Source organism: Tianweitania sp. (assembly GCF_032053605.1).
In the GTDB taxonomy this organism is placed as follows: Bacteria; Pseudomonadota; Alphaproteobacteria; order Rhizobiales; family Rhizobiaceae; genus Tianweitania.
In genome coordinates this window covers 1-23014 of sequence record NZ_DAMBUH010000047.1, presented here as the reverse complement: position 1 = coordinate 23014, position 23014 = coordinate 1, and the positions used below count along the sequence as shown (strand labels likewise).

General features: G+C 60.8%; 21 protein-coding genes and 1 pseudogene. 10 read left to right on the top strand and 12 right to left on the bottom strand.

Annotation, left to right across the window (positions count from 1 at the left end; all coding sequences use genetic code 11):
* Both RTX98_RS12125 and RTX98_RS12120 read left to right on the top strand, forming a co-directional pair.
* Positions 1-262: isocitrate/isopropylmalate family dehydrogenase (locus RTX98_RS12125; RefSeq protein ID WP_312796843.1), on the top strand; the 262-nt coding region annotated here is incomplete at its 5' end.
* Positions 263-410: 148 nt separating this feature from the next.
* Positions 411-1043: a glutathione S-transferase family protein gene (locus RTX98_RS12120; RefSeq protein ID WP_312796841.1), complete on the top strand. Its 633-nt coding sequence runs from the start codon at positions 411-413 to the stop codon at positions 1041-1043.
* 20 nt (positions 1044-1063) lie between these two features.
* Here the strand turns inward: RTX98_RS12120 and RTX98_RS12115 are convergent, their stop codons facing one another.
* A complete protein-coding gene (locus RTX98_RS12115) occupies positions 1064-2836 on the bottom strand; it encodes an ABC transporter ATP-binding protein/permease (protein WP_312796839.1) in 1773 nt (590 codons plus the stop codon).
* A 176-nt stretch (positions 2837-3012) separates the two neighbouring features.
* Here RTX98_RS12115 and RTX98_RS12110 point away from each other — a divergent pair, with 176 nt between their 5' ends.
* A complete protein-coding gene (locus RTX98_RS12110; protein ID WP_312796838.1) occupies positions 3013-3384 on the top strand; it encodes a PRC-barrel domain-containing protein in 372 nt (123 codons plus the stop codon).
* A 55-nt stretch (positions 3385-3439) separates the two neighbouring features.
* Here RTX98_RS12110 and alaS read toward each other — a convergent pair whose 3' ends face one another.
* From alaS to cckA, 5 genes are all read right to left on the bottom strand, one after another.
* Positions 3440-6100 (bottom strand): alanine--tRNA ligase, encoded by a 2661-nt coding sequence (gene alaS / locus RTX98_RS12105; protein WP_312796836.1) that lies wholly within the window; start codon positions 6098-6100, stop codon positions 3440-3442.
* 186 nt (positions 6101-6286) lie between these two features.
* Positions 6287-7387 carry a recombinase RecA gene (gene recA / locus RTX98_RS12100; RefSeq protein ID WP_312796834.1) on the bottom strand — a complete coding sequence of 367 codons (1101 nt, stop codon included), beginning with the start codon at positions 7385-7387 and terminating at the stop codon, positions 6287-6289.
* A 347-nt stretch (positions 7388-7734) separates the two neighbouring features.
* Positions 7735-8442 (bottom strand): OmpA family protein, encoded by a 708-nt coding sequence (locus RTX98_RS12095; RefSeq protein ID WP_416223115.1) that lies wholly within the window; start codon positions 8440-8442, stop codon positions 7735-7737.
* Between the two features lie 39 nt (positions 8443-8481).
* Positions 8482-8673, bottom strand: coding sequence for a hypothetical protein (locus RTX98_RS12090; protein ID WP_312796830.1), 192 nt, complete (start codon positions 8671-8673; stop codon positions 8482-8484).
* A gap of 465 nt (positions 8674-9138) precedes the next feature.
* Positions 9139-11742, bottom strand: a complete 2604-nt coding sequence (gene cckA, locus RTX98_RS12085) for a cell cycle histidine kinase CckA (protein ID WP_312796829.1) — start codon at positions 11740-11742, stop codon at positions 9139-9141.
* A gap of 165 nt (positions 11743-11907) precedes the next feature.
* On the opposite strand from cckA, the gene RTX98_RS12080 reads away from it, so the two are divergent.
* Positions 11908-12711 carry a flagellar biosynthetic protein FliO gene (locus tag RTX98_RS12080; RefSeq protein ID WP_312796828.1) on the top strand — a complete coding sequence of 268 codons (804 nt, stop codon included), beginning with the start codon at positions 11908-11910 and terminating at the stop codon, positions 12709-12711.
* A 58-nt stretch (positions 12712-12769) separates the two neighbouring features.
* Here the strand turns inward: RTX98_RS12080 and dksA are convergent, their stop codons facing one another.
* On the bottom strand, positions 12770-13186 hold the full coding sequence (dksA, locus tag RTX98_RS12075; protein WP_189502390.1) for an RNA polymerase-binding protein DksA: 417 nt from the start codon (positions 13184-13186) through the stop codon (positions 12770-12772).
* Between the two features lie 276 nt (positions 13187-13462).
* On the opposite strand from dksA, the gene RTX98_RS12070 reads away from it, so the two are divergent.
* The 4 genes from RTX98_RS12070 to RTX98_RS12055 all read left to right on the top strand — a co-directional run bounded on the left by RTX98_RS12070 (position 13463) and on the right by RTX98_RS12055 (position 17205).
* Positions 13463-13975 (top strand): histidine phosphatase family protein, encoded by a 513-nt coding sequence (locus RTX98_RS12070; RefSeq protein ID WP_312796848.1) that lies wholly within the window; start codon positions 13463-13465, stop codon positions 13973-13975.
* A 56-nt stretch (positions 13976-14031) separates the two neighbouring features.
* Positions 14032-15492, top strand: a complete 1461-nt coding sequence (locus RTX98_RS12065) for a YcjX family protein (protein WP_312796827.1) — start codon at positions 14032-14034, stop codon at positions 15490-15492.
* Positions 15489-16559: a TIGR01620 family protein gene (locus tag RTX98_RS12060; RefSeq protein WP_312796826.1), complete on the top strand. Its 1071-nt coding sequence runs from the start codon at positions 15489-15491 to the stop codon at positions 16557-16559. Before RTX98_RS12065 ends, RTX98_RS12060 begins: the two co-directional genes overlap by 4 nt.
* A 106-nt stretch (positions 16560-16665) precedes the next feature.
* Positions 16666-17205, top strand: coding sequence for a hypothetical protein (locus RTX98_RS12055; RefSeq protein WP_312796825.1), 540 nt, complete (start codon positions 16666-16668; stop codon positions 17203-17205).
* 24 nt (positions 17206-17229) lie between these two features.
* Here RTX98_RS12055 and folK read toward each other — a convergent pair whose 3' ends face one another.
* The 3 genes from folK to folP are packed head-to-tail and all read right to left on the bottom strand — an operon-like array spanning position 17230 to position 18968.
* Entirely contained in the window at positions 17230-17736 is a 507-nt protein-coding gene (gene folK, locus RTX98_RS12050) for a 2-amino-4-hydroxy-6-hydroxymethyldihydropteridine diphosphokinase (RefSeq protein ID WP_312796847.1), read from the bottom strand.
* On the bottom strand, positions 17733-18095 hold the full coding sequence (folB, locus tag RTX98_RS12045) for a dihydroneopterin aldolase (RefSeq protein WP_189502396.1): 363 nt from the start codon (positions 18093-18095) through the stop codon (positions 17733-17735). Before folB ends, folK begins: the two co-directional genes overlap by 4 nt.
* Before the next feature lie 12 nt (positions 18096-18107).
* Positions 18108-18968: a dihydropteroate synthase gene (gene folP, locus RTX98_RS12040; protein ID WP_312796824.1), complete on the bottom strand. Its 861-nt coding sequence runs from the start codon at positions 18966-18968 to the stop codon at positions 18108-18110.
* Between the two features lie 124 nt (positions 18969-19092).
* On the opposite strand from folP, the gene RTX98_RS12035 reads away from it, so the two are divergent.
* Positions 19093-19698 carry a DUF922 domain-containing Zn-dependent protease gene (locus RTX98_RS12035; RefSeq protein WP_312796823.1) on the top strand — a complete coding sequence of 202 codons (606 nt, stop codon included), beginning with the start codon at positions 19093-19095 and terminating at the stop codon, positions 19696-19698.
* A gap of 39 nt (positions 19699-19737) precedes the next feature.
* Here RTX98_RS12035 and RTX98_RS12030 read toward each other — a convergent pair whose 3' ends face one another.
* Both RTX98_RS12030 and RTX98_RS12025 read right to left on the bottom strand, forming a co-directional pair.
* The gene (locus tag RTX98_RS12030) at positions 19738-20058 is read right to left on the bottom strand and encodes a 2Fe-2S iron-sulfur cluster-binding protein (RefSeq protein ID WP_189502402.1); all 321 of its coding nucleotides are present in this window, start codon (positions 20056-20058) and stop codon (positions 19738-19740) included.
* A 94-nt stretch (positions 20059-20152) separates the two neighbouring features.
* Positions 20153-20539: an Hpt domain-containing protein gene (locus RTX98_RS12025; RefSeq protein WP_312796820.1), complete on the bottom strand. Its 387-nt coding sequence runs from the start codon at positions 20537-20539 to the stop codon at positions 20153-20155.
* Positions 20540-20803: 264 nt separating this feature from the next.
* On the opposite strand from RTX98_RS12025, the pseudogene RTX98_RS12020 reads away from it, so the two are divergent.
* A pseudogene (locus RTX98_RS12020) lies at positions 20804-23014 on the top strand (hypothetical protein); the annotation flags it as partial.

Below are 23014 nucleotides of genomic sequence, written 5' to 3'. Positions count from 1 at the left end.
GAAGGGTCAGGAGACCTCCACCAACTCCATCGCCTCGATCTTCGCCTGGACCCGTGGCCTCGCTCACCGCGCAAAGCTCGACGACAATGCCGAACTCGCCAAGTTCGCCGACACGCTTGAGAAGGTTTGCGTGCAGACCGTCGAGAGCGGTCACATGACGAAGGACCTGTCCCTGCTGATCGGTCCGGACCAGCCTTGGTTGTCGACCACCGGCTTCCTCGACAAGATCGACGAGAATCTCCAGAAGGCGATGGGCGCTTAAGCCCCTCCATCTTCACTTCTTGAAAAGGCGCGGTTCCCACCGCGCCTTTTCGGCATTTTGGGCTGCATTTCCGGAATTTTTGTTGCCATTTCCGGAAGAAACGGGCTCGATCTTCCGGAAATCTGGCGCTTTTAGAGGGAAAAACCGGATGACCGCAGCCATCAAATTCTACACCAATCCCATGTCCCGCGGCCGCATCATCCGCTGGATGCTCGAAGAAGTCGGGCAGCCCTACGACACCGAGATCCTCGGCTATGGTGTTGATATGAAAGGCGAATATCGCAGCGTGAACCCGATGGGCAAGGTGCCAACGATCGTCCATAACGGCCAGATCGTCACCGAATGCGCCGCCATCTGCGCCTATCTCGCCGACGCCTTCCCCCAAGCCGATCTGGCACCTGAAATCAGCCAACGCGCCGATTACTACCGCTGGCTTTTCTTCGCCGCCGGCCCCCTCGAAGCCGCCGTCACCAACCGAGCGCTCAGCGTGCAAGTGCCTGATGATAAACGAGGAATGGTCGGCTACGGCTCGTTGGAAGACGTCATCAACACGCTCGAAACAGCCATTTCCGGCAAGCAATACATAGCCGGAAACCGCTTCACCGCCGCCGACGTCTATGTCGGCTCCCACATCGCCTGGGGCCTCGGCTTCAACTCCATCGAACCCCGTCCCGCCTTCGTCAGCTACGTCGAGAGCTTGAAAAACCGCCCCGCCTACAAGAAGGCCGCCGAACTGGACGATGCGCTGATCAAAGCTGCTCAGGAGGCAAAGAGCAGCTAAGCAATTGTTGTCGTTGCCTGTTATACGGCAACCGTTTCTTCAGTCCGCTCAAGTTTGATGACCTTCGGATCAAACACCGTCCGGAACAGCTCGGACTGGCCGACATAGATCAGCGTGCGATCGGCCATTCTTTCCAGAAAGGCAGTCAACGCATCGCACGCGTCGTCATCCAGATCCTCAAAAACATCGTCGAAGATGATAAAGCGCGGACGCAGGATCAGAAGGCTCGCAAAAGCGAGACGGGTCTGATCCTCGCGATCCAGCACTTGGCTCCAGGCCGAAGATGTATCCAGCGCGTTCTGCAAGCGACCAAGCCCCACCTCCTGCAAGGCATCAAGCAAACCGTCTCGCCCGAAGTCTGCCGGTGCATGTGGATAGCAGAGCAGTTCAGCAAGCGTCCCCGCCGGGAGTTGCCCTGCCCGCGCCACGAACCGCAAATCGCGGCTTTCAGGATAAACGACTTCGCCGCGACCCCAAGGCCAGTCACCGGACAAGGCATGAAAGAAAATGCGCTGTTCCTGTCCGGAGGACGACGCGATCATCAGGCGCTCACCCAACGCAATATCAAGGCTGTCTGTCTCCAGCCGCAAGGATGCTGAATAGGCAGCCTGAGGATCGACAGTGGCCCTGAAGCCGTTGATGGAAAACGTTGATTTTGCTCCGACCCGGTAGGCGATGCACGCCTTCGACGATGCGGAGATGTCCATTTCATTCAGCGCCTGCCGGAAGGTGCTCACGCGCATCAGCGTCGCCCGCCAGTTCGAAATCATGCCGAAGTTCGTGACGTACCATTGCAACGCTGCATTGACCTGGCTGAACGCGCCGGCGGCCATCATCAGGCCGCCAAAGGACAAGGCACCCGAAAAATAGGCCGGTGCGGCGACAACAAGCGGTACGATTTGCGCGAGCCAACCGAAACCTGAGGAAACCCAGGTCAGCCGCGTCTGCGCCCATGCAAGTTCGCGAAACACACGCAGCAGCGAAACGATCCGTTCGCCGATCCGGCGCCGCTCGCGCTCCTGTCCGTCAGCAATCGAGATGACGGCAAGGCTTTCGCTTGTTCGCATCAAGATCGCGCGCAGATCGGCTTCCCGCGCAGACCGCGACTCGTTCAGTCCGACCAACCGGCGCCCCACTACACTGGTGAGAACGGACGCTGTGCCGGCATAAACGACGGCAGCCCAGACCATATAGCCGGGAATGGCAATCCGGTACCCGCCAAGGGGAAGAACAAGATCACCGGATGTGTTCCACAAGACGCCGACGAAGCTGACCAAGAGGATCGTTGCCTGAACCATGCCGATCGAAAGCGATGTGCTCATATCGGACAGATTGCGCGCATCCTCATGCAGGCGCTGATCAGGATTGACGCCGAATGGACTTGAGGACGCGAGGCGGATAGCCCGTTTGCGCCGCAACCACTGATCGACAAGATCATTTGTCAGCCCTTCGCGCAAACTGAGCGCCATCATCTGGTTGAGCCAGGATTGACCGACATTGAGCACCAGAAGAACCGCGACAATGGCGAAGAAGACCTGCAGCTGCTTTACGAAATCCGGCAGGCTGCGCCGTTCCAGCGCATTGTAGAAGGGGACGTTCCAGCGGTTAAGTTCAAGCTGCGCGAAGACGGTGAGCAGGATGACGCTCAGCAAGGCACCCGTCAGCAGGAGGATGCGCGTACGCGCTGCCGAGTGCCAGAAGGCACGAAGCATGAGCCGCATCTGGTCACGCAGGGACAAAACGGCGGTGCCAGCTACAACAAAAGCAGCAGCGTCAACATTTGCAGGCGCCATCAGGACCCCAGAACCACTAAGCAGATATCTGGCTCGCACAGTGCAAGGCCATTCGTCCAGCAGATTGCATCGATCGAACGGCTTGCCGCGTCATAACGTGGCTGTGAGCGGGCCAGGGGCTGAAACGGAGCGAAGTCGACCCATATGGGAGGCTCCACTTGAAAGGAGATCGCACCATGAAGTCTATGTCCCTCGTTCTTGCCGCAGCCGCGCTTGCAAGCCTGTCCAACGTGGCTTCGGCTCAAACCAGCACCTGGGTCGAGGTCGACGACAAGACCATGGTTGCACCGTTCAATGTCGACGCTGATCGCCTTGAAGACATGGACGTTCATAACGCGGCTGGCCAGAAGATTGGCGAGATCGAGGACGTCATCGGCGCCGATCGCGCGACGGCCACAGCCTTGGTTGTCGATTTCGATGATCAGGCCGGATATGGCGACAGGGACGACATCATCGTGCCGATCGAGCGCTTCTCTCTCGACGGAGTGAAGCTCGTTCTGAAGGACGACGCTGCCACGGTTGCAGCTTACGAGGTCTACAAGGACTGACGAAAACCGCACGTGGCGGAATGAAAAAGGCCGGCTTGGATAGCCGGCCTTTTTGTTAAGCTGCGAGGGCTGACTTGACCGCCGCTATGGCTGCATCGGCCTGGCTTCCATCCGGTCCGCCAGCTTGCGCCATATCCGGCCGTCCGCCGCCGCCCTGCCCGCCCAGAGCCGCCGAAGCCACCCGTACGAGATCAACCGCGCTGATGCGGCTCGTCATATCCTGCGTGACACCAACAACCGCGCTGGCTTTGCCGTCTTCGGCCACGCCGATGAAGACGACGACGCCTGAACCGACCTGCTGCTTTGCTTCGTCGGCAAGCGGCTTCAAATCCTTCGGCGACACACCTGTGACTGTCCGACCAACAAAGGACAGGCCGGCAACCTGCTCGGCTTCACTGCTGCCACCTGCGCCTCCGCCACCGAGTGCCAGCTTGCGGCGGGCATCGTTGAGTTCGCGCTCCAGCTTACGGCGCTCCTCGACCAGGGCTTCGACGCGGGCAACCGCATCAGCCGGCGCGACCTTCAGGGTCGCGGCGACGGCCTTCAAGCGACGATCCTGCTCATCAAGATGACGCCGAGCCGCCTCGCCTGTCACGGCCTCGATACGGCGGACGCCCGAAGCGACCGCGCCTTCATTCACGAGGCGAACCAGACCAATATCGCCAGTCGCCGAAACGTGGGTGCCACCGCAAAGCTCGGTCGAATAGGACTTGCCGGCCTTGTCGCCCTCGATCGCCGTGCCCATCGACACGACACGGACTTCATCACCGTACTTCTCGCCAAAGAGAGCCATTGCGCCCTCGGCAATGGCATCATCAACGGCCATCAAGCGCGTCGTGACCGGACTGTTCTGGACCACGATGGCATTGGCCATCCGCTCCACTTCCTCCAACTCGGCATCCGAGATGCCTTTCGGATGCGAGAAGTCGAACCGCAGCCGTTCGGGCGCAACAAGCGAACCCTTTTGAGCGACATGTGTGCCAAGCACTTCACGCAAGGCTTCGTGGACGAGATGAGTCGCGGAATGGTTGGCCCGCAACTTGGCGCGGCGGGCATGATCCACTTTCATCTCGACAGGAGCACCGACCTTCAGGTTGCCCGACACAACTTTCGCTTGATGAACGAAAACCCCATCGGCCTTCTTCTGGGTGTCGCTGATCTCCAGCTGGAAACCTTCGCCGGATAGCGTACCCGTATCACCCATCTGGCCGCCGGACTCGCCATAGAAGGGCGTCTGATTGGTGACGACAGAAACAGTGTCTCCAACCGCAGCATGCTCAACCTCGTCGCCGTCCTTGACCAGCGCCGTTATAACACCCTCGGACTGTTCGGTGTCATAGCCCAGGAACTCAGTGCCGCCGACCCGGTCGCGCACTGCAAACCAAACGGTTTCGGTCGCTGCCTCGCCGGAACCTGCCCAGTTGGCGCGAGCCTCGGCTTTCTGACGTTCCATGGCCGTATTGAAGCTGGCGAGATCGACAGTAATGCCGCGCTGGCGCAGGGCATCCTGCGTTAGATCGAGCGGGAAGCCGTACGTGTCGTAAAGCTTGAACGCGGTTTCGCCATTGAGGCTGTCGCCTTCCTGCAAGGAAGACGTTGCATCCGACAGCAAGGTGAGCCCGCGCGCCAACGTGGTACGGAAGCGGGTTTCTTCGAGCTTCAGCGTTTCCGTAATCAGCGGCTGGCCGCGAACGAGCTCGGGATAGGCCTGACCCATCTCGCGCACCAAGGCCGGGACTAGGCGCCACAGCAACGGATCGCGTGCGCCGAGCAGCTGCGCGTGGCGCATGGCGCGGCGCATGATGCGACGCAGCACATAACCGCGCCCCTCGTTGGACGGCAAAACGCCATCGGCAATCAGGAAGCTGGATGCCCGCAGGTGGTCGGCGATGACCCGATGGCTCGCGCGGTTCTTGCCCTCCGCCTTAACGCCCGTCGCTTCTTCCGAGGCGCGGATCAGCGCCTGGAACAGGTCAATGTCGTAATTATCGTGCTTGCCCTGAAGCACGGCTGCGATGCGCTCAAGCCCCATGCCGGTATCGATGGATGGGCGCGGCAAAGGCACGCGCTCTTCCTTCGTCAGTTGCTCGAACTGCATGAAAACGAGATTCCAGATCTCGATGAAACGGTCGCCATCCTCATCAGGGCTGCCGGGAGGGCCACCGGCGATTTCCGGACCGTGGTCATAGAAGATCTCGGAGCAAGGGCCGCACGGACCCGTATCGCCCATCGCCCAGAAATTGTCTGATGTCGCGATGCGGATGATGCGGTCTTCCGGCAGACCGGCAATCTTGCGCCAGAACGTCGCCGCTTCGTCATCGGTGTGATAAACCGTGACGACCAGCTTGTCCTTGGCGAGGCCAAATTCCTTGGTGATCAGGTTCCAGGCAAGTTCGATCGCCTGTTCCTTGAAATAGTCACCGAACGAGAAGTTGCCGAGCATCTCGAAGAAGGTGTGATGCCGTGCGGTATAACCGACATTGTCGAGATCGTTGTGCTTGCCGCCAGCGCGCACGCATTTCTGCGAGGTTGCGGCGCGGCTATATGGACGCTGTTCCAGGCCTGTAAAGACGTTCTTGAACTGAACCATGCCGGCATTGGTGAACATCAATGTCGGATCGTTGCGTGGCACCAGCGGGCTCGACGCAACAGGCTGATGCCCATTTGCCTGGAAATAATCGAGAAAAGCCGATCGGATCTCGTTGACGCCACTCATGCTCAGGCCTTCGTGAAGAGGTGCCGCAGGGCGGCCAAGGAACCGGCCTTTTAGCGTCAAGCGACGGCAGGTGTCCAGAACGACGCCGCACCATACCCAGGCAGGCTTTGCACATCGCAACCGGCCTTGATGCAGCGCCGCCGACCGGTCAAAGAAAAGGCGCCGGATCGCTCCGGCGCCTTCAAATCAGGCTTCCGCAGCCCGATCACCATCATCATCGCCGTCGAGCCCGCCTGGGCCGCCGTTCTCCAGGAACTTCTCGGCGATCAGGCCTGCGTTCTGGCGCAGCGTCTTCTCGATCTCGTTCATGACGTCCGGATGATCGCGCAAGAAGATCTTGGCATTTTCACGCCCCTGTCCCAGCCGCTGCGAATTGTAGGAGAACCAGGCACCCGACTTCTCGACAACACCAGCCTTCACGCCGAGATCAACCAACTCGCCGGTCTTGGAAACGCCTTCGCCATACATGATGTCGAATTCAACCTGCTTGAAGGGCGGAGCAAGCTTGTTCTTGACCACCTTAACGCGGGTCTGATTGCCCACGACTTCATCGCGGTCCTTGACCGAACCAATGCGGCGAATATCCAGACGCACCGACGCATAGAACTTGAGTGCATTGCCGCCGGTGGTGGTTTCCGGCGACCCGAACATCACACCGATCTTCATACGGATCTGGTTGATGAAGATGACCATCGTGTTCGAGCGCGAGATCGAAGCCGTCAGCTTGCGCAGAGCCTGGCTCATCAGGCGCGCCTGCAAGCCGGGCAACGAATCGCCCATCTCGCCTTCGATTTCAGCACGCGGCGTCAGCGCCGCCACCGAGTCGACCACCAGCACGTCGATGGCACCCGAGCGCACCAGCGTGTCACAGATCTCCAAGGCCTGCTCACCCGTATCGGGCTGCGAGATCAGAAGGTTCTCAAGATCGACGCCGAGCTTGCGGGCATAGACCGGATCCAGAGCATGCTCGGCATCCACGAAGGCGCAGACGCCACCCTTCTTCTGGGCTTCGGCTACGGTATGCAGCGCCATCGTGGTCTTGCCCGAGCTTTCCGGGCCATAAATCTCGACGATACGACCCTTCGGCAAGCCACCGACGCCTAGCGCAATATCGAGGCTGAGCGAGCCGGTTGAAACCGTTTCGATCTCCACCACCTGCTCGTTCTTGCCGAGCCGCATGATCGAGCCTTTGCCGAATGCGCGCTCGATTTGCGAGAGCGCCGCATCCAGAGCTTTTGTTTTGTCCACCGAGCTTTCCTCAACTAGCCGCAACGAGTTCTGCGCCATGATACAACACCCCTTGGTCGTGAATCTTGGTCGAAAATGAGGTTCGACCGGCTTTTTTGGACTAGTTCGTACGTACTTCTTTTGTTCTCATATTGCAAGAGCCTTTAAGTCACTGCTTGCAAATGGAATTTGTTCAATTGTATCTGGTTTGTTCCAGCTTGCCAAATGCTTGTGTATAAAGGATGGTTGGCGGTGCCCGTCCCACAGCGATCCAACCCTCGGGACGCCCAAGCGGATCTACGCAGAAGGAGCGATTCTGTGGCAAGCCGTTTATGAAAAAGCCGCGCAGATCACTCTGCACGGCTCTTAAGTTGCCGGGGGCCTTTCGGCTCACAAATTAGAAGTCCTCAGGTGATCGGCGTCAGGTAGATTTCCACGCGCCGGTTCTGTGCACGGCCGGACTCGTTGGCATTGGATGCGATCGGCTGCGTTTCACCATAGCCGTTGACTGCGAAGCGACGGGGGTCAACGCCCTGTGCACCCAGGTAATCCGCGACCGAGCTCGCACGACGCTGAGACAAGGCATAGTTGTGGCTGTCGCTGCCAGTGGAGTCCGTATGACCGTTCACATCGACGATGGTCTGGTTGTACTTCTTCAGCACAAGTCCGACCGCGTTCAGCGTGCCGTAGAAGCCCGGCATGACCGAATCCTGATCGGTGGCGAAGGTGATGTTGGACGGCATGTTCAGCACGATGCGGTCGCCCTGGCGGCTGACCGATACGCCCGAACCCTGCAACTGAGCACGCAGCTCGGCTTCCTGCCGATCCATGTAAACGCCAACGGCACCACCGGCCAAGGCACCCACGCCTGCGCCGATCAGAGCATTGCGGCGATCATTGCCGCCGGCCAACATGCCGCCCAGTGCACCGATGCCAGCACCAAGTGCCGCACCCCCGGCGGTGTTCGAAATCTTTTGCTCACCCGTGTAAGGATCCGTGGTGCATGCGCCGAGAAGCAACGCTCCGGCGACGGTGGTGGCTACGATCAAGCGCAAGGCAATCCCCTTTCCCTCACAAACACCAAAGCGACCGGCTTTGGTTGGCCGGTCGCTCATAGCACAAAATAAGGCAAAAGGTGGATCGAGCCTGCCGGTCTACTCTTCCGGCGCGCCTGGCTTGGTCGGATTTGTCATTGAAACAGGATCGCTGGCCGGGAAAGTGTCTTCGAGGCTGTCCTCGAGCTTGCCGTCCTTCTTGTCTCGCGCTTTATCCGCCTGCTCTTTCTGGAGCGATTTCACCGCCGGCGATTCGGCGGCAGGGCTCTTGTTGGTGTCTTCGGCGACCATGGCTAAACCTCCAGCTTTGATCGTCTTCAAAACGCGGGAGACCGAGGCTTGTTCCGGGATGATCGTTCATCCTCGTGTTGGACGTTCATCATCCTCCTCGTGGAACGCCATGAACGCTGTCTTGTACTCAGTAGAAGCTGCCGGCGGGCTAAATGCGCGGGTCTGAGTTGGCGAAGAGTTGCGCCTTGATGAAACAAGCGCTCGCGCTTTTTGTAGAAGAAGCTTGGCCAAAAGGCTGACGTTCAACGATCCGTCTCGCGGCTTTAGCTTTACATGATAAGCCTGAGACGACGCATCGCGTTCTGCCAAGCCGGTGTTGTTTCGAGAGTTCCTCACCACGCACTCAATACAACCTGAAATTGCAGAGTGCTGTAAAGCTCGGCAGCTTACTTTTCCGTTTCAGAAACGTACCGGAATTGAATCAACCGGTATCATCGGTCCATGCAGCTGGACGTGTTCCCGCCATTAAACCTTGCCGTTACCGCCTTCCAGAACGTCTTTGACCGTTGATGCGAGCTGCTTCAGCGAGAAAGGCTTTGGCAGAAAGCCGAACTGAGCGTCGGCCGGCAGATTTTTGGCGAAAGCATCTTCTGCATAACCGGATACGAAAATGAATTTGATATCGGGCTGGCGCTGGCGCAACTCGCCGAGCAAGGTCGGTCCGTCCATTTCCGGCATCACCACATCCGACACGACAATGTCGATCTTGCCGTCCAGCTCCTCGAAGATTTCCAGCGCTTCGACACCCGACGAGGCTTCATGAACGGTGTAGCCACGCGAGGTCAGAACGCGCACGCCACCCATGCGTACGGCATCTTCGTCTTCCACCAGAAGCACGGTCGCCGATCCCGATAAGTCCTGTGAAGCCGACGCGGCAGGCGTCGGGACCGCCGGCGTTTCCACGGCTTCGGCCGGCCGCGTCTCGCTGGCGGCAGACACTTCAACGATGTGGCGTGGCAGGAAGATCCGGAACGTGGCGCCACTGCCGACTTCCGAGTCGCAGAAGATATAACCGCCGGTTTGCTTGATGATGCCGTACACCATCGACAGGCCGAGCCCGGTGCCCTCGCCCACGCCCTTCGTCGTGAAGAACGGCTCGAAGATCTTCTTCATGACCTCCGGCGCGATGCCGCTGCCGCTGTCTTGCACCTCGACCACGACGTAGTCGGCTTCGGGAAGTTCGCGATAGCCGTAGCGGCTGCTTTCCTCGGTGGCGACATTGAGCGTGCGCACCGTCAAACCGCCCCCCCCGGGCATGGCATCGCGCGCATTGACCACGAGGTTGACGATGACCTGTTCGAACTGGCCGATATCCGCCCGTACCGGCCACAAATCACGACCGTGATCGATCTGGAGCTTGATCTTGTTGCCGACGAGACGCGCCAGCAGCATGCGCAGATCGGCCAGCACGTCGGTGAGGTTCAGCACCTGCGGCCTCAGCGTCTGCTTGCGCGAGAAAGCCAGAAGCTGGCGCACGAGCGAGGCCGCGCGATTGGCATTCTGCTTGATGTTCATGATGTCCGGGAAGGAAGGATCGGACGGACGGTGGTTGGTTAGAAGCAGATCGGACGCCATGATGATGGCGGTCAGAACGTTGTTGAAGTCATGCGCGATGCCGCCCGCAAGCTGACCGACGGCCTGCATCTTCTGGCTCTGCGCCATCTGATTTTCGAGGGCCTTCTGCTCGGTCGTTTCCACGACATAAACGATTGCCGCTTCTTCAGCGCCTTCGCTGTCGCTCAGATCGGCCACGGCGTTGACGTAAACACGCATGTGCCGCTCTTCATTGTTGGGCAGCACGGTGTCGATCGGTGCAATATCGGCCTGCCGCTGGCGGGCTTTTTCCAATGCCGCATGGAAGGCCGGGCGGTCGCGATCGTGGATCACGGAGTCCAGCCGAACGCGGCGGTCGATCGCGTCGCGGTCCACCACCGTCGAGAACAGCGACAGGAACGGTGCGTTGGTGCGCAGGATGCGGCCCTGCGCGTCTACGCCGGCAATGGCCATCGGCGTCGAATTGAAGAAGCGAGTGAAGCGGACTTCGGAAGCACGCAGGTCGGCAGACGAATCTTCGCCTTCCGTGCGGTTGAGGACGATAGTGCGCGAGGCGGCCGGCACACCGTCGCGGGTCGCCGACACACGGTGCATGAAGCGAACGGGCAGCGCTTCGCCGGATGTGGTGGCGAGATCGAGATCGATCACCGCGTTGCGCGTCGTGCCGGGATCGGCTTTGACCGAGCGGATCAGCGCCATGCCGTCGCCGGCCACGATCTCGCGCAGCGTGACGGAGCCTGGCGTGAAGTTGGCGAGGTCGACGCCCAACCACTCCGCCAGGGTCGCGTTGATATAAGTGACGCGGCCATCCGGGTCGGCGGCAAAGAAGCCGGCTGGGGCATGGTCGAGGTGGTCGATGGCTTTTTGCAGATCGAGGAAGAAGCGCTCCTGCTCGGCGCGTTCTTCCGAAATGTCGGCGATCTGCCAGGCATTGACGGGCTGGCGTTCACCGGGCATGCGGAAGGGCCGTGCAACCACGCGATACCAATGCGCGCCGGCTTCCGCACCCGGCTGAATCGCCTGAGGAAGCCGGAATTCACCGTCGCTACCGCGCCCTTTCCGCAAACCGGACGCGAGCCGGTAGATCGTTTCCGATGCTTCAGGCAGGTCCGACAGCATGCCCTCGACCGTCTTGATGTCGGCAGCCGAGGTTGTGCCAGTCATATCGGCATAGGAGCGGTTGGCGTAAAGGACGCGGTTCTTGGCATCGGTAACCAGCAGGCCCTGCCCCATCGTGTCGACGAAAGCCTTGGACAGATCATCGGTGCTGGAACGCGGCGCGATCTGAACGAAGCCGATCGCCGTGGCGAAAAGATAGCCGACGCCGATCATCGCCAGCATGCCGAGCATGCCGAGCATGAACGGATCGCCGAGACGATCGCGGAAGATCGTGAAGATGAAGGCGGCGACCACCAGAACGCCGATGAAGATCAGCAGCCGCGTTACGGTTCCCGGCCGCGTGTTTTGATCCACGATCGGCGCGGTCGAAACCGTTTCCTTCTGATCTTTGGCCATGCGTTTTCGCCCGATTCCCTGCTTGGCCGTTTGAATCACATTCCAGGCGCAGCGGAAAGGTCCGCCCCATCTTGTAAAGGCAGGGGCTCCGCCTAGCTTGCTGGAAAGGATTGTGCGTGGTTACTGTGCCACAGGTCACAGAACAAGAATGCAAGGAGGCTGACTTTGCTCGCCTGGTTTGAGTCGATTGTCGGCCCGGAATATGCGCCTGCCGCCATGTGGACGATCATCGCCATTGTCGCGCTGATCGTCTTGTTGATCGTGCTGCGCCTGTTGCGCGGCCTGTCTTCCGGCACCTTCGTGATGGGCGGCCGCAACCGCAAGGCTCGGCTGGCTGTGATGGACGCCACCGCCGTGGACGCCAATCGTCGTCTGGTTCTGGTACGTCGCGACGAGGTAGAGCACCTCATCCTGATCGGCGGTCCGACGGATGTGGTCGTCGAGCAGAATATCCGGCCCTACGCGCCAACGCGCGCCCATGGCGAGCCGGACGCTTTCGCCCCGGTAGCCCATCAAGCTGCGCCGGTTACCCGGTCCACGCGCGACGTTCACGATCTGCCCGTCGCTCCACCACCAGCCCCTGCACCGCGTGCGGTTGAACGGCCTGCGCCTGCCCCTCAACAACGTGCGGCAGCTCCTGCTGTGCAGCCGCAACCCGCTCCGCGTCAGCAAGTGCCGCAGCAAGCCTATCCGGAGCCTGCACCTACTGTAGCGCAGCCTGCACCGGAAGCGCCTTACACGCCACCTGTCTCACCGGCAGTGGAACGACCGGTTGCACCTCCGATAGCTCCGTCGGTGCAGCGCGATTTTGCAGCACCACCAGTGTCCGTCCGGTCTGAGCCAACCTTGGACGTTGCGCCCCGTACACCTGCGCCTGTTGCTACCCAGCGGCGCGATGACGATGACAGCGCGCTGGAAGACGAGATGAATCGACTGCTAAGCGGCTTCGACACCGAACCAAAGCGGTGAAACAGAAAAGGCGCTTCCCTCGGAAGCGCCTTTTTGATGTTTTTGGAGACGAGGTGCCTTAGTCGTCCCGATAGACCTTTTCGCGGCGCTCATGGCGTTCCTGGGCTTCGATCGACAAAGTCGCGATCGGCCGCGCATCGAGGCGCTTCAAAGAAATCGGCTCACCTGTTTCCTCACAGAAGCCATAGGTGCCTTCGTCCAAACGGAAGAGCGCCGCATCGATCTTGGAGATCAGCTTGCGCTGACGGTCACGCGCGCGCAGCTCGATCGAACGATCGGTTTCCGAAGAAGCACGATCGGCAAAATCGGGGTGGTTGGCATTCTCTCGCTGGAGAATTTCCAGCGTCTCGCGCGCTTCACGAAGAATGTCGTTCTTCCAAGCCACGAGCTTGGCGCGGAAGTACGAGCGCTGCCGATCATTCATAAACGGCTCGTCTTCGGAGGGTACATATTCGTCAATCACGAGCGCGTTCATAAGACTCACCCCACAACATTGAACCCGGCGCCTATATATTTCGGGAGAATACCCCGCACAAGCGGCTTGTGGCAGCGACACGCAAAAGTTAATCTTTGCTATAAGCGCAAGAGGATCAATGACTTACCGGAGCGCTCCTTGCGTCCGAAAGGAAGCTGTGCCTGTTTCAGCAGCAAACTGACTGTCATCAGAACAAGAAATGATGGACACAAAGAAGCTGTATAGCGGCCAGTATATGCAGGCTTTCTCAAGCAAGTCCTACGACTAAAGGGGTAGATCATCGCTAGCCGGCTTTATCTTCTGCGTCACGCCAAGGCCCGTTTTGCCTCTCCCGGCATGCGCGACTTTGATCGTCCGCTTGAACCAATTGGACAGGACGATGCGTCCGCGGTCGGCCGCGACATGGCCGAGCGGAACTGGATGCCCGACCTGGTGCTTTGCTCAACGGCAACGCGTGCCCAGCAGACATGGGACGGCTGCAGTGCAGAGCTTTCATCTGTACCGCCGACAAGGCTGATCGAGGATCTGTATAGCGCCGACGCCTCCGGCTACGTTCAGATCATCCAGGCATCGGGTGCGGGACAATCGCTGATGCTGGTCGGGCACAATCCGATGATTGAGGATGTGACGCTGGCGCTCGCGTCGCATGACGATCCCCATGCCGAGCAACTTCGCCGGTCAGGCTTTCCTACTGCTGGCCTTGCCGTGATCGACTTCGAGGATGACATCGCGAACATCCAGCCTGGAACAGGCCGCCTCATCGAAATCCTCAAGCCCGAAGGCCGCTAGCATTTAAAAGGAAGCCGGACTCTCTATATGCGGCTCGGACTTTCACGGAGCCGGGCGTGGCATCTTCAATCACCAGTCTGACCGATGAAGCGCGGATTGCGCTCGACACACTGACTGGCCGCGCCAGCAATCTCGTCAATCCAACGCTGCGGATCGGTGTGACTGGCCTGTCGCGTGCGGGCAAGACCGTGTTCATTTCCGCGCTGGTGCACAATCTCCTGCATGGCGGCCGTCTGCCGCTGTTTGAGGCGCAAAAGTCCGGCCGCATTGCGCGCGCCTTTCTGGAAGAACAGCCCGACGACGCGGTTCCGCGCTTCCAGTATGAAGATCACATCCGCGCGCTGATCTACGATCGGATTTGGCCGGACTCGACCCGGGCGATTTCCGAGCTTCGTCTGACCGTCGAATACGAGTCGGCATCAGGCTGGAACCGCATGTTCTCGCGCGGTCGTTTGTCGATCGACATCGTGGATTATCCGGGAGAATGGCTGCTCGATTTGCCGCTTTTGGGCAAGACCTACGCGGAATTCTCCCGAGATGTGTTCGAACTTGCCGCTTTTCCCGTCCGTGCCGGGCTATCTCAGGAGTGGCGCGCACGCGCGGCGACCGTCGATCCGAATGCCGATGCCGACGAGATGACGGCACGCTCGCTTGCCGAGAGCTTCACCGCCTATTTGAAGGCGGGCAAGGATGACAGCCGGGCTTTGTCCACGCTGCCGCCGGGGCGCTTTCTCATGCCGGGCGATCTCGAGGGCTCGCCGGCTCTGACCTTCGCACCTCTGCCCAATCTCAACGATGTAAGGCCGAGATCAGGCTCGCTGCATGCGATGATGGCGAGACGCTATGAGGCTTACAAGTCGCATGTGGTGAAGCCGTTCTTCCGCGAGCATGTCACGCGGCTGGATCGCCAGATCGTGTTGGTTGATGCCATGCAGGCCATGAACGCCGGTAGTGAGGCGGTTGCCGATCTGGAACGGGCGCTGACCGAGATCCTGAACTGCTTTCGCCAGGGACGCGGCAATCTGCTGACCGACCTGTTTTCGCGCCGCATCGACCGTATCTTGATCGCTGCGACAAAGGCCGATCACATTCATCATGAAAGCCATGACCGGCTTCAGGCGATCGTTCGGCGTATTTCTGACCGGGCTATTGCGCGCGCTGATTTCTCCGGTGCAGCAGTCGATGTCGTTGCCATGGCCGCCGTGCGCGCGACCCGTGAAGGCACGGTCGGCGATGGGTCGGACGCATTGCCGGTCATCATGGGAACACCACTGGCCGGTGAAACGATCGACGGCGAGCGGTTCGATGGAAAAACGGAAACAGCCATATTTCCCGGTGACTTGCCGGCGAAACCGGATTCGATCTTTCAAGACGCTGATTCGAATTCTCATCCGATCCGCTTCGTGCGTTTCCGCCCTCCAAGGCTTGAGCGCAACACGGCCGGCATGACGCTGTCCCTGCCCCATATCCGTCTCGACCGCGCCTTGCAGTTCCTGCTGGGGGATCAACTCGCATGACCGAAACGCCGCGCCGCCCCGCTTCGTTTCCCATCACCGCCGAGCCTGAAGCGCCCTTGCATGTGGATGCAGCGCCGCGTCGTCCGCGCGCGATCGTTGACACGTCTGCGGTGCGCGCTGCGGAACGCGACATCTTCGACGAACCAGACGTTGTAACCGCACCGCCTCCACCGGCCACAGCAAGGCGGCGCCGCTCGCCTTTGGCGGCGATCTTCCTGTCCGCGTTCGGCGCCTTCGTGTCGCTGGCTGTCGGGCTTTGGGCCGAGAGCATCATCCGCGATCTGTTTGCCCGCACCGAATGGCTGGGCTGGCTTGCCGCTGCTCTGGCAGGCATCGCCGCTTTGGCGTTGCTGGCGATCCTCTTGCGAGAAGTCATTGCCCTGCGGCGGCTTAAATCCATGGAAGTGTTCCGCAGCCGGGGTACAGCCGTGATCGCCAACAATGACACCAAGGGCGCACGGGCTCTGGTGCAGGATCTCAGCTCGTTCCTGTCGGCGAAGCCCGAAACCGCAGCCGGACGGCGCATGCTGAACGATCTGCGCGATGATGTGATCGATGGCGCCGACCTGATGCGCCTGGCCGAAACCGAACTTCTCACGCCGCTCGATCAGCGTGCGCAGATCATGATTCTCGATGCCGCCAAGCGCGTGTCGCTGGTCACGGCCGTGAGCCCACGCGCGCTGGTGGATCTGGCCTACGTGATCTTCGAAGCAGGACGTTTGATCCGGCGCATTGCCGACCTTTATGGCGGCAGGCCGGGTACGCTCGGTTTTATCCGCATTGCACGCGACGTGCTGGCCCATTTGGCGGTTACCGGTACGGTCGCGTTTGGTGACAGTCTGGTGCATCAGTTGGTTGGTCAGGGACTTGCGGCACGCCTTTCTGCAAGGCTTGGGGAAGGCGTCGTCAACGGCATGATGACGGCTCGCATCGGGCTTGCGGCCATGGAAACGGCGCGTCCGCTTCCCTTTAACGCCGTGCGCCGGCCCGGTATCGGCGACTTCTTGGCTGCGCTCTCCGCCTTTGCCCGCGCGCGTCGAAGTGAAGGCGACAGTGCCCCTGCGTGACTCGATCAAAGCGCCGAGTCGACACGAGCGCTACGAAGCATTAACCATTCGAAGGCATGGTCAAATTCAGTTTTCCAGCCCTCGTGTCCCGTCTGGTAGCCCTTTGATGAAACGCACTGTACTTTCTGCTGCGGCTGCTGTTGCCGTGCTCGCTTCCACGTTCGCTTCGCCTGTTTTCGCAGCCGATCAGGACAAGCAATTCTTCGAAGGCGTACAGGGCGAGTGGTCCGGCGCGGGCGAAGTCGTAGCCGGCAAGTACAAGGGCACGAAGTTCAACTGCAACTTCACAGGCTCCAGCCACGCCCAGAAGGTCGGCATGGCGCTCGATGGCAGCTGCCGCGTCGGCATGTTCACGCAGGTGATGTCGGCCCGCTTCGAAAAGAACGGAAAGACCTATTTCGGCACCTTCCTCGATGGCGCTGAAGGCAAGGGCCTCAACGTGACGTCCGGCAATGTCACCGGCGACAAGGCGGTCTTCGGTCTGCACCGCGCCCAGCTTCGCGGCGCGATGCTCGCCCGCCTGGCTGATCCGGAAACGATGAACGTCACCATTTCCGTTCGCGTGAACGAAGAGATGGTGCCAGTGATCGGCATGAGCCTGAAGCGCATCGACATGACCGCCGTCGGCGCCATCGCCAAGAACTAAGCGCCAGCGTCTGTTCGCTGGGCGTTACCGCGCCCAGCTCTCACCTGAAGCGGCGACCGTGATGCCGCTTTTGTCCAAGCCAGCGGCAACGTCCGCAGCCGATCCCTCGGCTATCGACAGGTCCGGCGCAATTTCAGCGAGAGGCACCATTACGAAGGCCCGCTCGCTCATGCGCGGATGCGGCACCTGCAAGCCGGGCTCCTTCACGCTGCGGTCGTCGAACCACAAAACATCCATGTCGATGACGCGCGGACCCCACCGCTCCGCCCGTACGCGCTTTAGCTGGCTTTCGGTGGCCAGGCACAAGTCCAAAAGAGCGCGCGGTTCGAGCGTCGTGCAAAGCTCTGCCACGGCATTCAAGAAGTCCGGCTGGTCGAGCTTTCCCCAAGGTGGCGTGCGATAAAGCGATGACACGGCGACAACGCTGACCTCGGCGCTTTCATCCAGCCGATGCAGAGCGTCACGCATGGCAGCCTGCGGATCGCCGAGATTGCCCCCCAGCCCGATAAAGGCACGATGCACGGCGATCAGCCTTGCGGCCAGGCGATTGTTGCCTCGACATAATCCAGCACACCGGGAACCGGCGCATTGGGCTTGCGAACGGTGATCTCGACCTTGGCGATCTGCGGAAAGCGCGCGCAAAGCTTTTGCGCCACTTCCAGCGCAAGCGCTTCGATCAGGAACCGCCGCGCGCCGGTGATGATCTCCTCGATCACCGTGAAGGCGACACCGTAGTCGACCGTGCCCTGGATTTCATCCGCCGCCACGGCATCCGCCGCATCCACGGTCATGACAGCATCGACATAAAAGCGCTGACCCAGCCGCTCTTCTTCCTCCATCACCCCATGGCGGGCAAAGAAGGCGCAGTTCTTCATTCGGATCACGTACATGGAACGTCGCTCTTAAAGTCGGGGTTCGGCTTGAAGCATAGCATCCACAACGGCAAGGGCATCCCTGTTCATTGCGACATCATGCACGCGAAAAAGGACGGCGCCCGCCATTCGTAGAATAACGCTTGTAGCAGCCGTTGCCGCGTCGCGCTCTGCGGGCTCGCGGCCGGTGATCGTGCCGAGAAAGCGCTTGCGCGAGGTGCCGACCAGTAGCGGGAAGCCGAGCGCCTTCAACTCGGCCGCCCGCCGCATCAGCGATAAGTTCATCGCCAGCGTTTCCTTGCCGAAGCCGAAGCCGGGATCGAGCACGATCTGCTCGTTCGTTACGCCAGCTTCATGGGCAATTCTTAGCGAGCGCTGAAGGAAGCCAATGTGATCCCCGATCACATCCGGCAAGATTTGGCGGCCGCCGCGATTGGTATGCATGATGACCAAGCCAGCGCCGCTCTGCGCGGCGACTGCAGCTAGGTCAGACTCCCGCTGCAAGCCCCAGACATCATTGACGATATGCGCGCCGGCATCCACCGCAGCTTGCGCCGTTTCCGCGCGATAAGTGTCGATGGAAAGAAGGACATCGAACCGCTCAGCGATGGCCTTGATGGCGGGAACAACTCGGCTGCGCTCTTCCTCCGGTGTTACCGGGGCTGATCCAGGCCGCGTCGACTCGCCGCCCACATCGATGATCGAAGCACCCTCTTCCACAAGCCGTTCGGCTTGGCGAAGAATGGCATCAAGGCTCGTATATTGACCGCCATCGGAGAAACTGTCCGGAGTGACGTTCAACACGCCCATGAGCTGCGCCTGTGACCCCAGTTCGAGGCTGCGGCCATGGGCAAGGCGCCAAAGGCGGGTCTGGTTGGTTGTCACGCTCATTTACTCGCTATGCGGCGGCTGCGGTTTGTTTGCAATGTCGGGAGATGGTTCGGCGCGCCACCTTTCATCCTCATTCGCTGTTAAGGTGAGCATGGGCATGGTTGAGGCCCAACGGAGCTTTGCCATGAAACGGCTGTCCCAACGTCTTGTTCTGACGGCATTGATCGCCGCCACCGTCGTTTTGCCGGCGCATGCGGCGTCCGTCGTGAAAACCTACAGCTACTTCAACATCGGCGGCCGGACCCTCGAAGAGCTGGAAGGCGAGCTCAACAAGCGCGGGCCGCAGATGAAGAACACCGGACGCCGCCACCCCGGCGCGACGCAGATGGAGTTTACCTCACGCGTTGGCTACGCCGAACAAGGCGGCAAATGCACGGTTGCGAAGGCGACTGTCACCGTGAAAGCCAAGGTCATCCTGCCACGGTGGCGCGCACCGCGCCGTGCCGATCAGGATACGCGGCTCATCTGGAACACGCTTTCGGCCGACATTAAGCGGCATGAGGAAAGCCATGTCGGCATCGCCAAGAACCATGCGCGTGAGCTGGAAGATGCTCTGCGTGGACTTGGCCGCTTCCCAACCTGTCAGGCCGCGCAAAGCCGGGTGAAGCAGGTAACGGATAGAATTTTGGCCAAACACGACCGCGAGCAAACCCGGTTCGACCGGATCGAAGGCATCAACTTTGAAAGCCGGATCCTGCGCCTGCTGAAATATCGCATGGAGCGCATGTAGCGCCGGTCTCTAGCGCTGCCAGGAACCAACAGGCTGCGCTCAGCCCTGTCGTTCAGGCACATGGATGATCAGGCCTTCGAGTTCGGCCCTGACCTTGATCTGGCACGACAAGCGAGAGTTTGGCCGGACATCATAAGCGAAGTCGAGCATGTCCTCTTCCATCGCCTCGGGCTCGCCAACCAGCGCGGTGAACGCCTCGTCGACATAAACGTGGCAGGTCGCGCAAGCGCAGGCGCCGCCGCACTCCGCCTCGATGCCCGGCACGTTGTTGCGCAGTGCGGCTTCCATGACCGTCGTGCCATCAGCGACCTGAAGATCGAAACGCGTGCCGTCAAAGGCGACCATCGTGAGTGCAGTCATGGTAGAAATCCCGGGGATTGAGGCCAAGGCGGAGATAAGTCCTGCCTAATCCAAGTCAACGTATTTATGGCCGCACCCTTGCCCCTGGTGGCGTTCAGGAAGCGAGTTCATCAATAAAGGCGAGCGCCTCATCGATCAGGCGGAGCAGGTGCGCGATCTTTTCGCGTGAGGTCGGATCGTGTTCGACTTCGGCCGCACAGCGGGCGATCGCCGCAGCGCCGATCCCCGCCGCTGAGCCTCGAAGGCCATGAGCCAGCTGCTTGCGGTCATCCTCGGAGGCACGTTCGATCCCCTCCGCAACCGTTCTTGCCTGCTGCCGAAATAACCCCAAGACCTCGCCTTGCAGCTCGCGATCGCCCATTGTCTGGCCTGCGAGATAATGCAGATCGATCGGGCGTTCACCGGACGCCGCACTGGAATCATTTGCCGCTAAAGGCTCGTGTTCGGCAGCAATGGCTGCTGCGCCTTCCACCATTTTCATGATGCTTTAATCTCTCCACCCCGTTCATCCACAGGCCGTCAGAAGGCCTTAGGTCCGCGCGTTAACGACAACTTGCCCGGAAACACTGAAAACTGCACGATTGGCTTGGCCGTCGTTAACCTTGTATTTAAACTTTTACACATTCCGCGCGTTGTCGGTTTTCATTGGCCGACTGTGCCAGTACGATACGAGCTTGGATACGAAGGACTCCTGTGGCCGTTTAATGGCGCAGGCCACTTCGAACAGCGTACGGGGTAGCGTCACATGGCTCTTAAAGTGAATTCCAGCCGCAAGCCTGATCCTGCCATCGATGACCAGGATGTCAGCCGGGAATTGGAAGAAGCACTGGCACTGGACCTGACCGGCGATCTCGACATGGACTCCTCCATGGAAGATCTCGAGCTGCAGATTTCCCAGGCCGCTGAAGAACTGGCCCGCGAAGGTCGCGGCGATCATCAGCCTGTTGCTGAGACCCCGGTGGTTGAACAGCCTGTTGCGATCGAGCAGCCCCGCTCCGATGCTTCCATGCAGTTCGACCCGATCGCCGGCGCCACTGAAGACGATACGCTCGATCTCGACGACGCCCTGCTTTATTCCGGCGCACACGCCGCTGCAGAACCTGTCGCTCCCCAGGCAGCCGCAGCAGCAGCCCCGGTTGCAGCAGCCCCCCTCGTTGAGCCACGCTCGGCACCGCAGCCGAAGCCTCAACCAGCGGCTAAGATCGAAGCTGCAAATGTCGAGCCAGCCGCAGCTCCCCTGTCGCGCACCGCTGACCCCGCACCTGCCCCGGCACCGGTCTTTGCTCCTGCCAACGACCGCTTCAAATCGGCCAGCAGTGCCGTCGAACGCGCAGCCGAGCGCCGCCCTTCCCGCGCTGGTTATTGGGGCGCCACCATCCTGTCCACCGCCTGGGTCGGCGGCGGGGCACTTCTCGCAAACGCGCTTTACGGTCCGCAGATCTGGCAGCCGGCGAGCTATCCGGAAATCCTGGCAAATCCATCCGTGATCGGCTTGGCCGCCGGCACCGTTCTGCCCGTGATGCTGTTCTGGGCTTTCGCGGTGATGACGCGTCGCGCTCAGGAAATGCGGATTGCCGCACAGTCGATCTCCGAAGTGGCTCGCCGTCTGGCTGAGCCGGAAACCATCGCGCAGGACCGCGTGATGATGGTGGGTCAAGCCATCCGTCGCGAAGTGTCCGCCATGGGCGAAGGCATCGAGCGCACGCTTGCCCGCGCCGTCGAACTGGAAACGCTGGTTCATACCGAGGTCAACGAACTAGAGCGCGCTTATTCCGAAAACGAGATGCGCATCCGCTCGCTGGTGGATGGTCTTGGCGCCGAGCGCGAAGCCGTGGTCAGCCATGCCGAGCGCGTGCGTGCCTCCATTTCAGGCGCGCATGAGCAGCTGAAGGAGGAGCTCGGCCAGGCCGGCGCCGTGATCAGCGGCAACATCCAAAACGCCTCGACCCGTTTGGCCGCCACGCTGAACGAGTCCGGCGACGCGCTTCTTGCAAACTTCAACGATCGCGGCGAGCAGGTGAAGTCGGCGATCGACAGCCGTCTGGACACCATCTCCGAACGCATCACGACCTCCGGCGAAGCCTTTGCGGGCCTGCTCGACACCCGCATCGCAACCTTGGGCGAGAAGACCGATGGCGCCAACCGCGCGCTGGCCGAAATGCTCGACGAGCGCACCGGCGGGATCGTCTCGTTGTTGGGCGGCGCGACGCGTGCGCTCAGCGAAGAATTCGAACTCAAGCTCGGCGGCATCGAGAAGACGCTGGCTGAACGCGGCCAGTCGCTGATCGGTGCGTTTGAAAGCCGCGCCGAAGCGCTGGATGGCAATGCGGAGCGGCTCAACACCGCGCTGGAAGCCCGCGCTCGCAGCATCAACGAGACGCTGATGGCGCGTACCCGCGACATCGCCGGCACGTTTGCGACCGGCAAGCAGGACCTCATCACCGTCATCGACGAAGGCAAGGCGCGCATCGGCTCCGAAATGGCCGACCTCGTTCTGTCCACCTCGTCCATGCTGGAAACGCGCGCCGCAGACTTCAGCGGCCGTCTGGCTGCAACGCGCGACGACCTTTCCGCCAACCTGGACGAGGATCTGCGCAAGCTGGAAGAAGCGCGCACCCGCATCGATCTGTCGCTGGGCGACGCCCGCGCAGCCATGTCTTCCGCTACCGACACCACGCGTTCGGCTATCGAAGACGCTCTGGCCGACTCCACTGCGCATCTGCAGGCTACGCTCGGTGACGCGTCGACCCGTCTGTCCGATCTGGTGCGCGAAGCCGCCACCACCGTGGAAACGCAGTTCCGCTCCGGCGAAGTCGCACTGGGCTCTTCGCTGGGCGGCGCGACCGACCGCGTGGAAGCCGCGATCGGCGATGCCACCACGCGCCTGGACGACCTGATCCGCAACGCAGCCGACGCCGTGGAAGCCCGCTTCCGTGCCGGCGAAACATCAATCGAC

Bases quoted from the DNA above. Each gene is read 5' to 3' on its own strand.
- RTX98_RS12055 (WP_312796825.1), top strand. From the start codon at position 16,666: ATGAAACGCACTGTACTTTCTGCTGCGGCTGCTGTTGCCGTGCTCGCT.
- RTX98_RS12095 (WP_416223115.1), bottom strand. From the start codon at position 8,442: ATGAGCGACCGGCCAACCAAAGCCGGTCGCTTTGGTGTTTGTGAGGGA.
- alaS (WP_312796836.1), bottom strand. From the start codon at position 6,100: ATGAGTGGCGTCAACGAGATCCGATCGGCTTTTCTCGATTATTTCCAG.
- RTX98_RS12090 (WP_312796830.1), bottom strand. From the start codon at position 8,673: ATGGTCGCCGAAGACACCAACAAGAGCCCTGCCGCCGAATCGCCGGCG.
- RTX98_RS12115 (WP_312796839.1), bottom strand. From the start codon at position 2,836: ATGGCGCCTGCAAATGTTGACGCTGCTGCTTTTGTTGTAGCTGGCACC.
- RTX98_RS12025 (WP_312796820.1), bottom strand. From the start codon at position 20,539: ATGAAAATGGTGGAAGGCGCAGCAGCCATTGCTGCCGAACACGAGCCT.
- RTX98_RS12030 (WP_189502402.1), bottom strand. From the start codon at position 20,058: ATGACTGCACTCACGATGGTCGCCTTTGACGGCACGCGTTTCGATCTT.
- folB (WP_189502396.1), bottom strand. From the start codon at position 18,095: ATGTACGTGATCCGAATGAAGAACTGCGCCTTCTTTGCCCGCCATGGG.
- recA (WP_312796834.1), bottom strand. From the start codon at position 7,387: ATGGCGCAGAACTCGTTGCGGCTAGTTGAGGAAAGCTCGGTGGACAAA.
- dksA (WP_189502390.1), bottom strand. From the start codon at position 13,186: ATGAACGCGCTCGTGATTGACGAATATGTACCCTCCGAAGACGAGCCG.
- RTX98_RS12110 (WP_312796838.1), top strand. From the start codon at position 3,013: ATGAAGTCTATGTCCCTCGTTCTTGCCGCAGCCGCGCTTGCAAGCCTG.
- cckA (WP_312796829.1), bottom strand. From the start codon at position 11,742: ATGGCCAAAGATCAGAAGGAAACGGTTTCGACCGCGCCGATCGTGGAT.
- RTX98_RS12120 (WP_312796841.1), top strand. From the start codon at position 411: ATGACCGCAGCCATCAAATTCTACACCAATCCCATGTCCCGCGGCCGC.
- RTX98_RS12060 (WP_312796826.1), top strand. From the start codon at position 15,489: ATGACCGAAACGCCGCGCCGCCCCGCTTCGTTTCCCATCACCGCCGAG.
- folP (WP_312796824.1), bottom strand. From the start codon at position 18,968: ATGAGCGTGACAACCAACCAGACCCGCCTTTGGCGCCTTGCCCATGGC.
- RTX98_RS12035 (WP_312796823.1), top strand. From the start codon at position 19,093: ATGAAACGGCTGTCCCAACGTCTTGTTCTGACGGCATTGATCGCCGCC.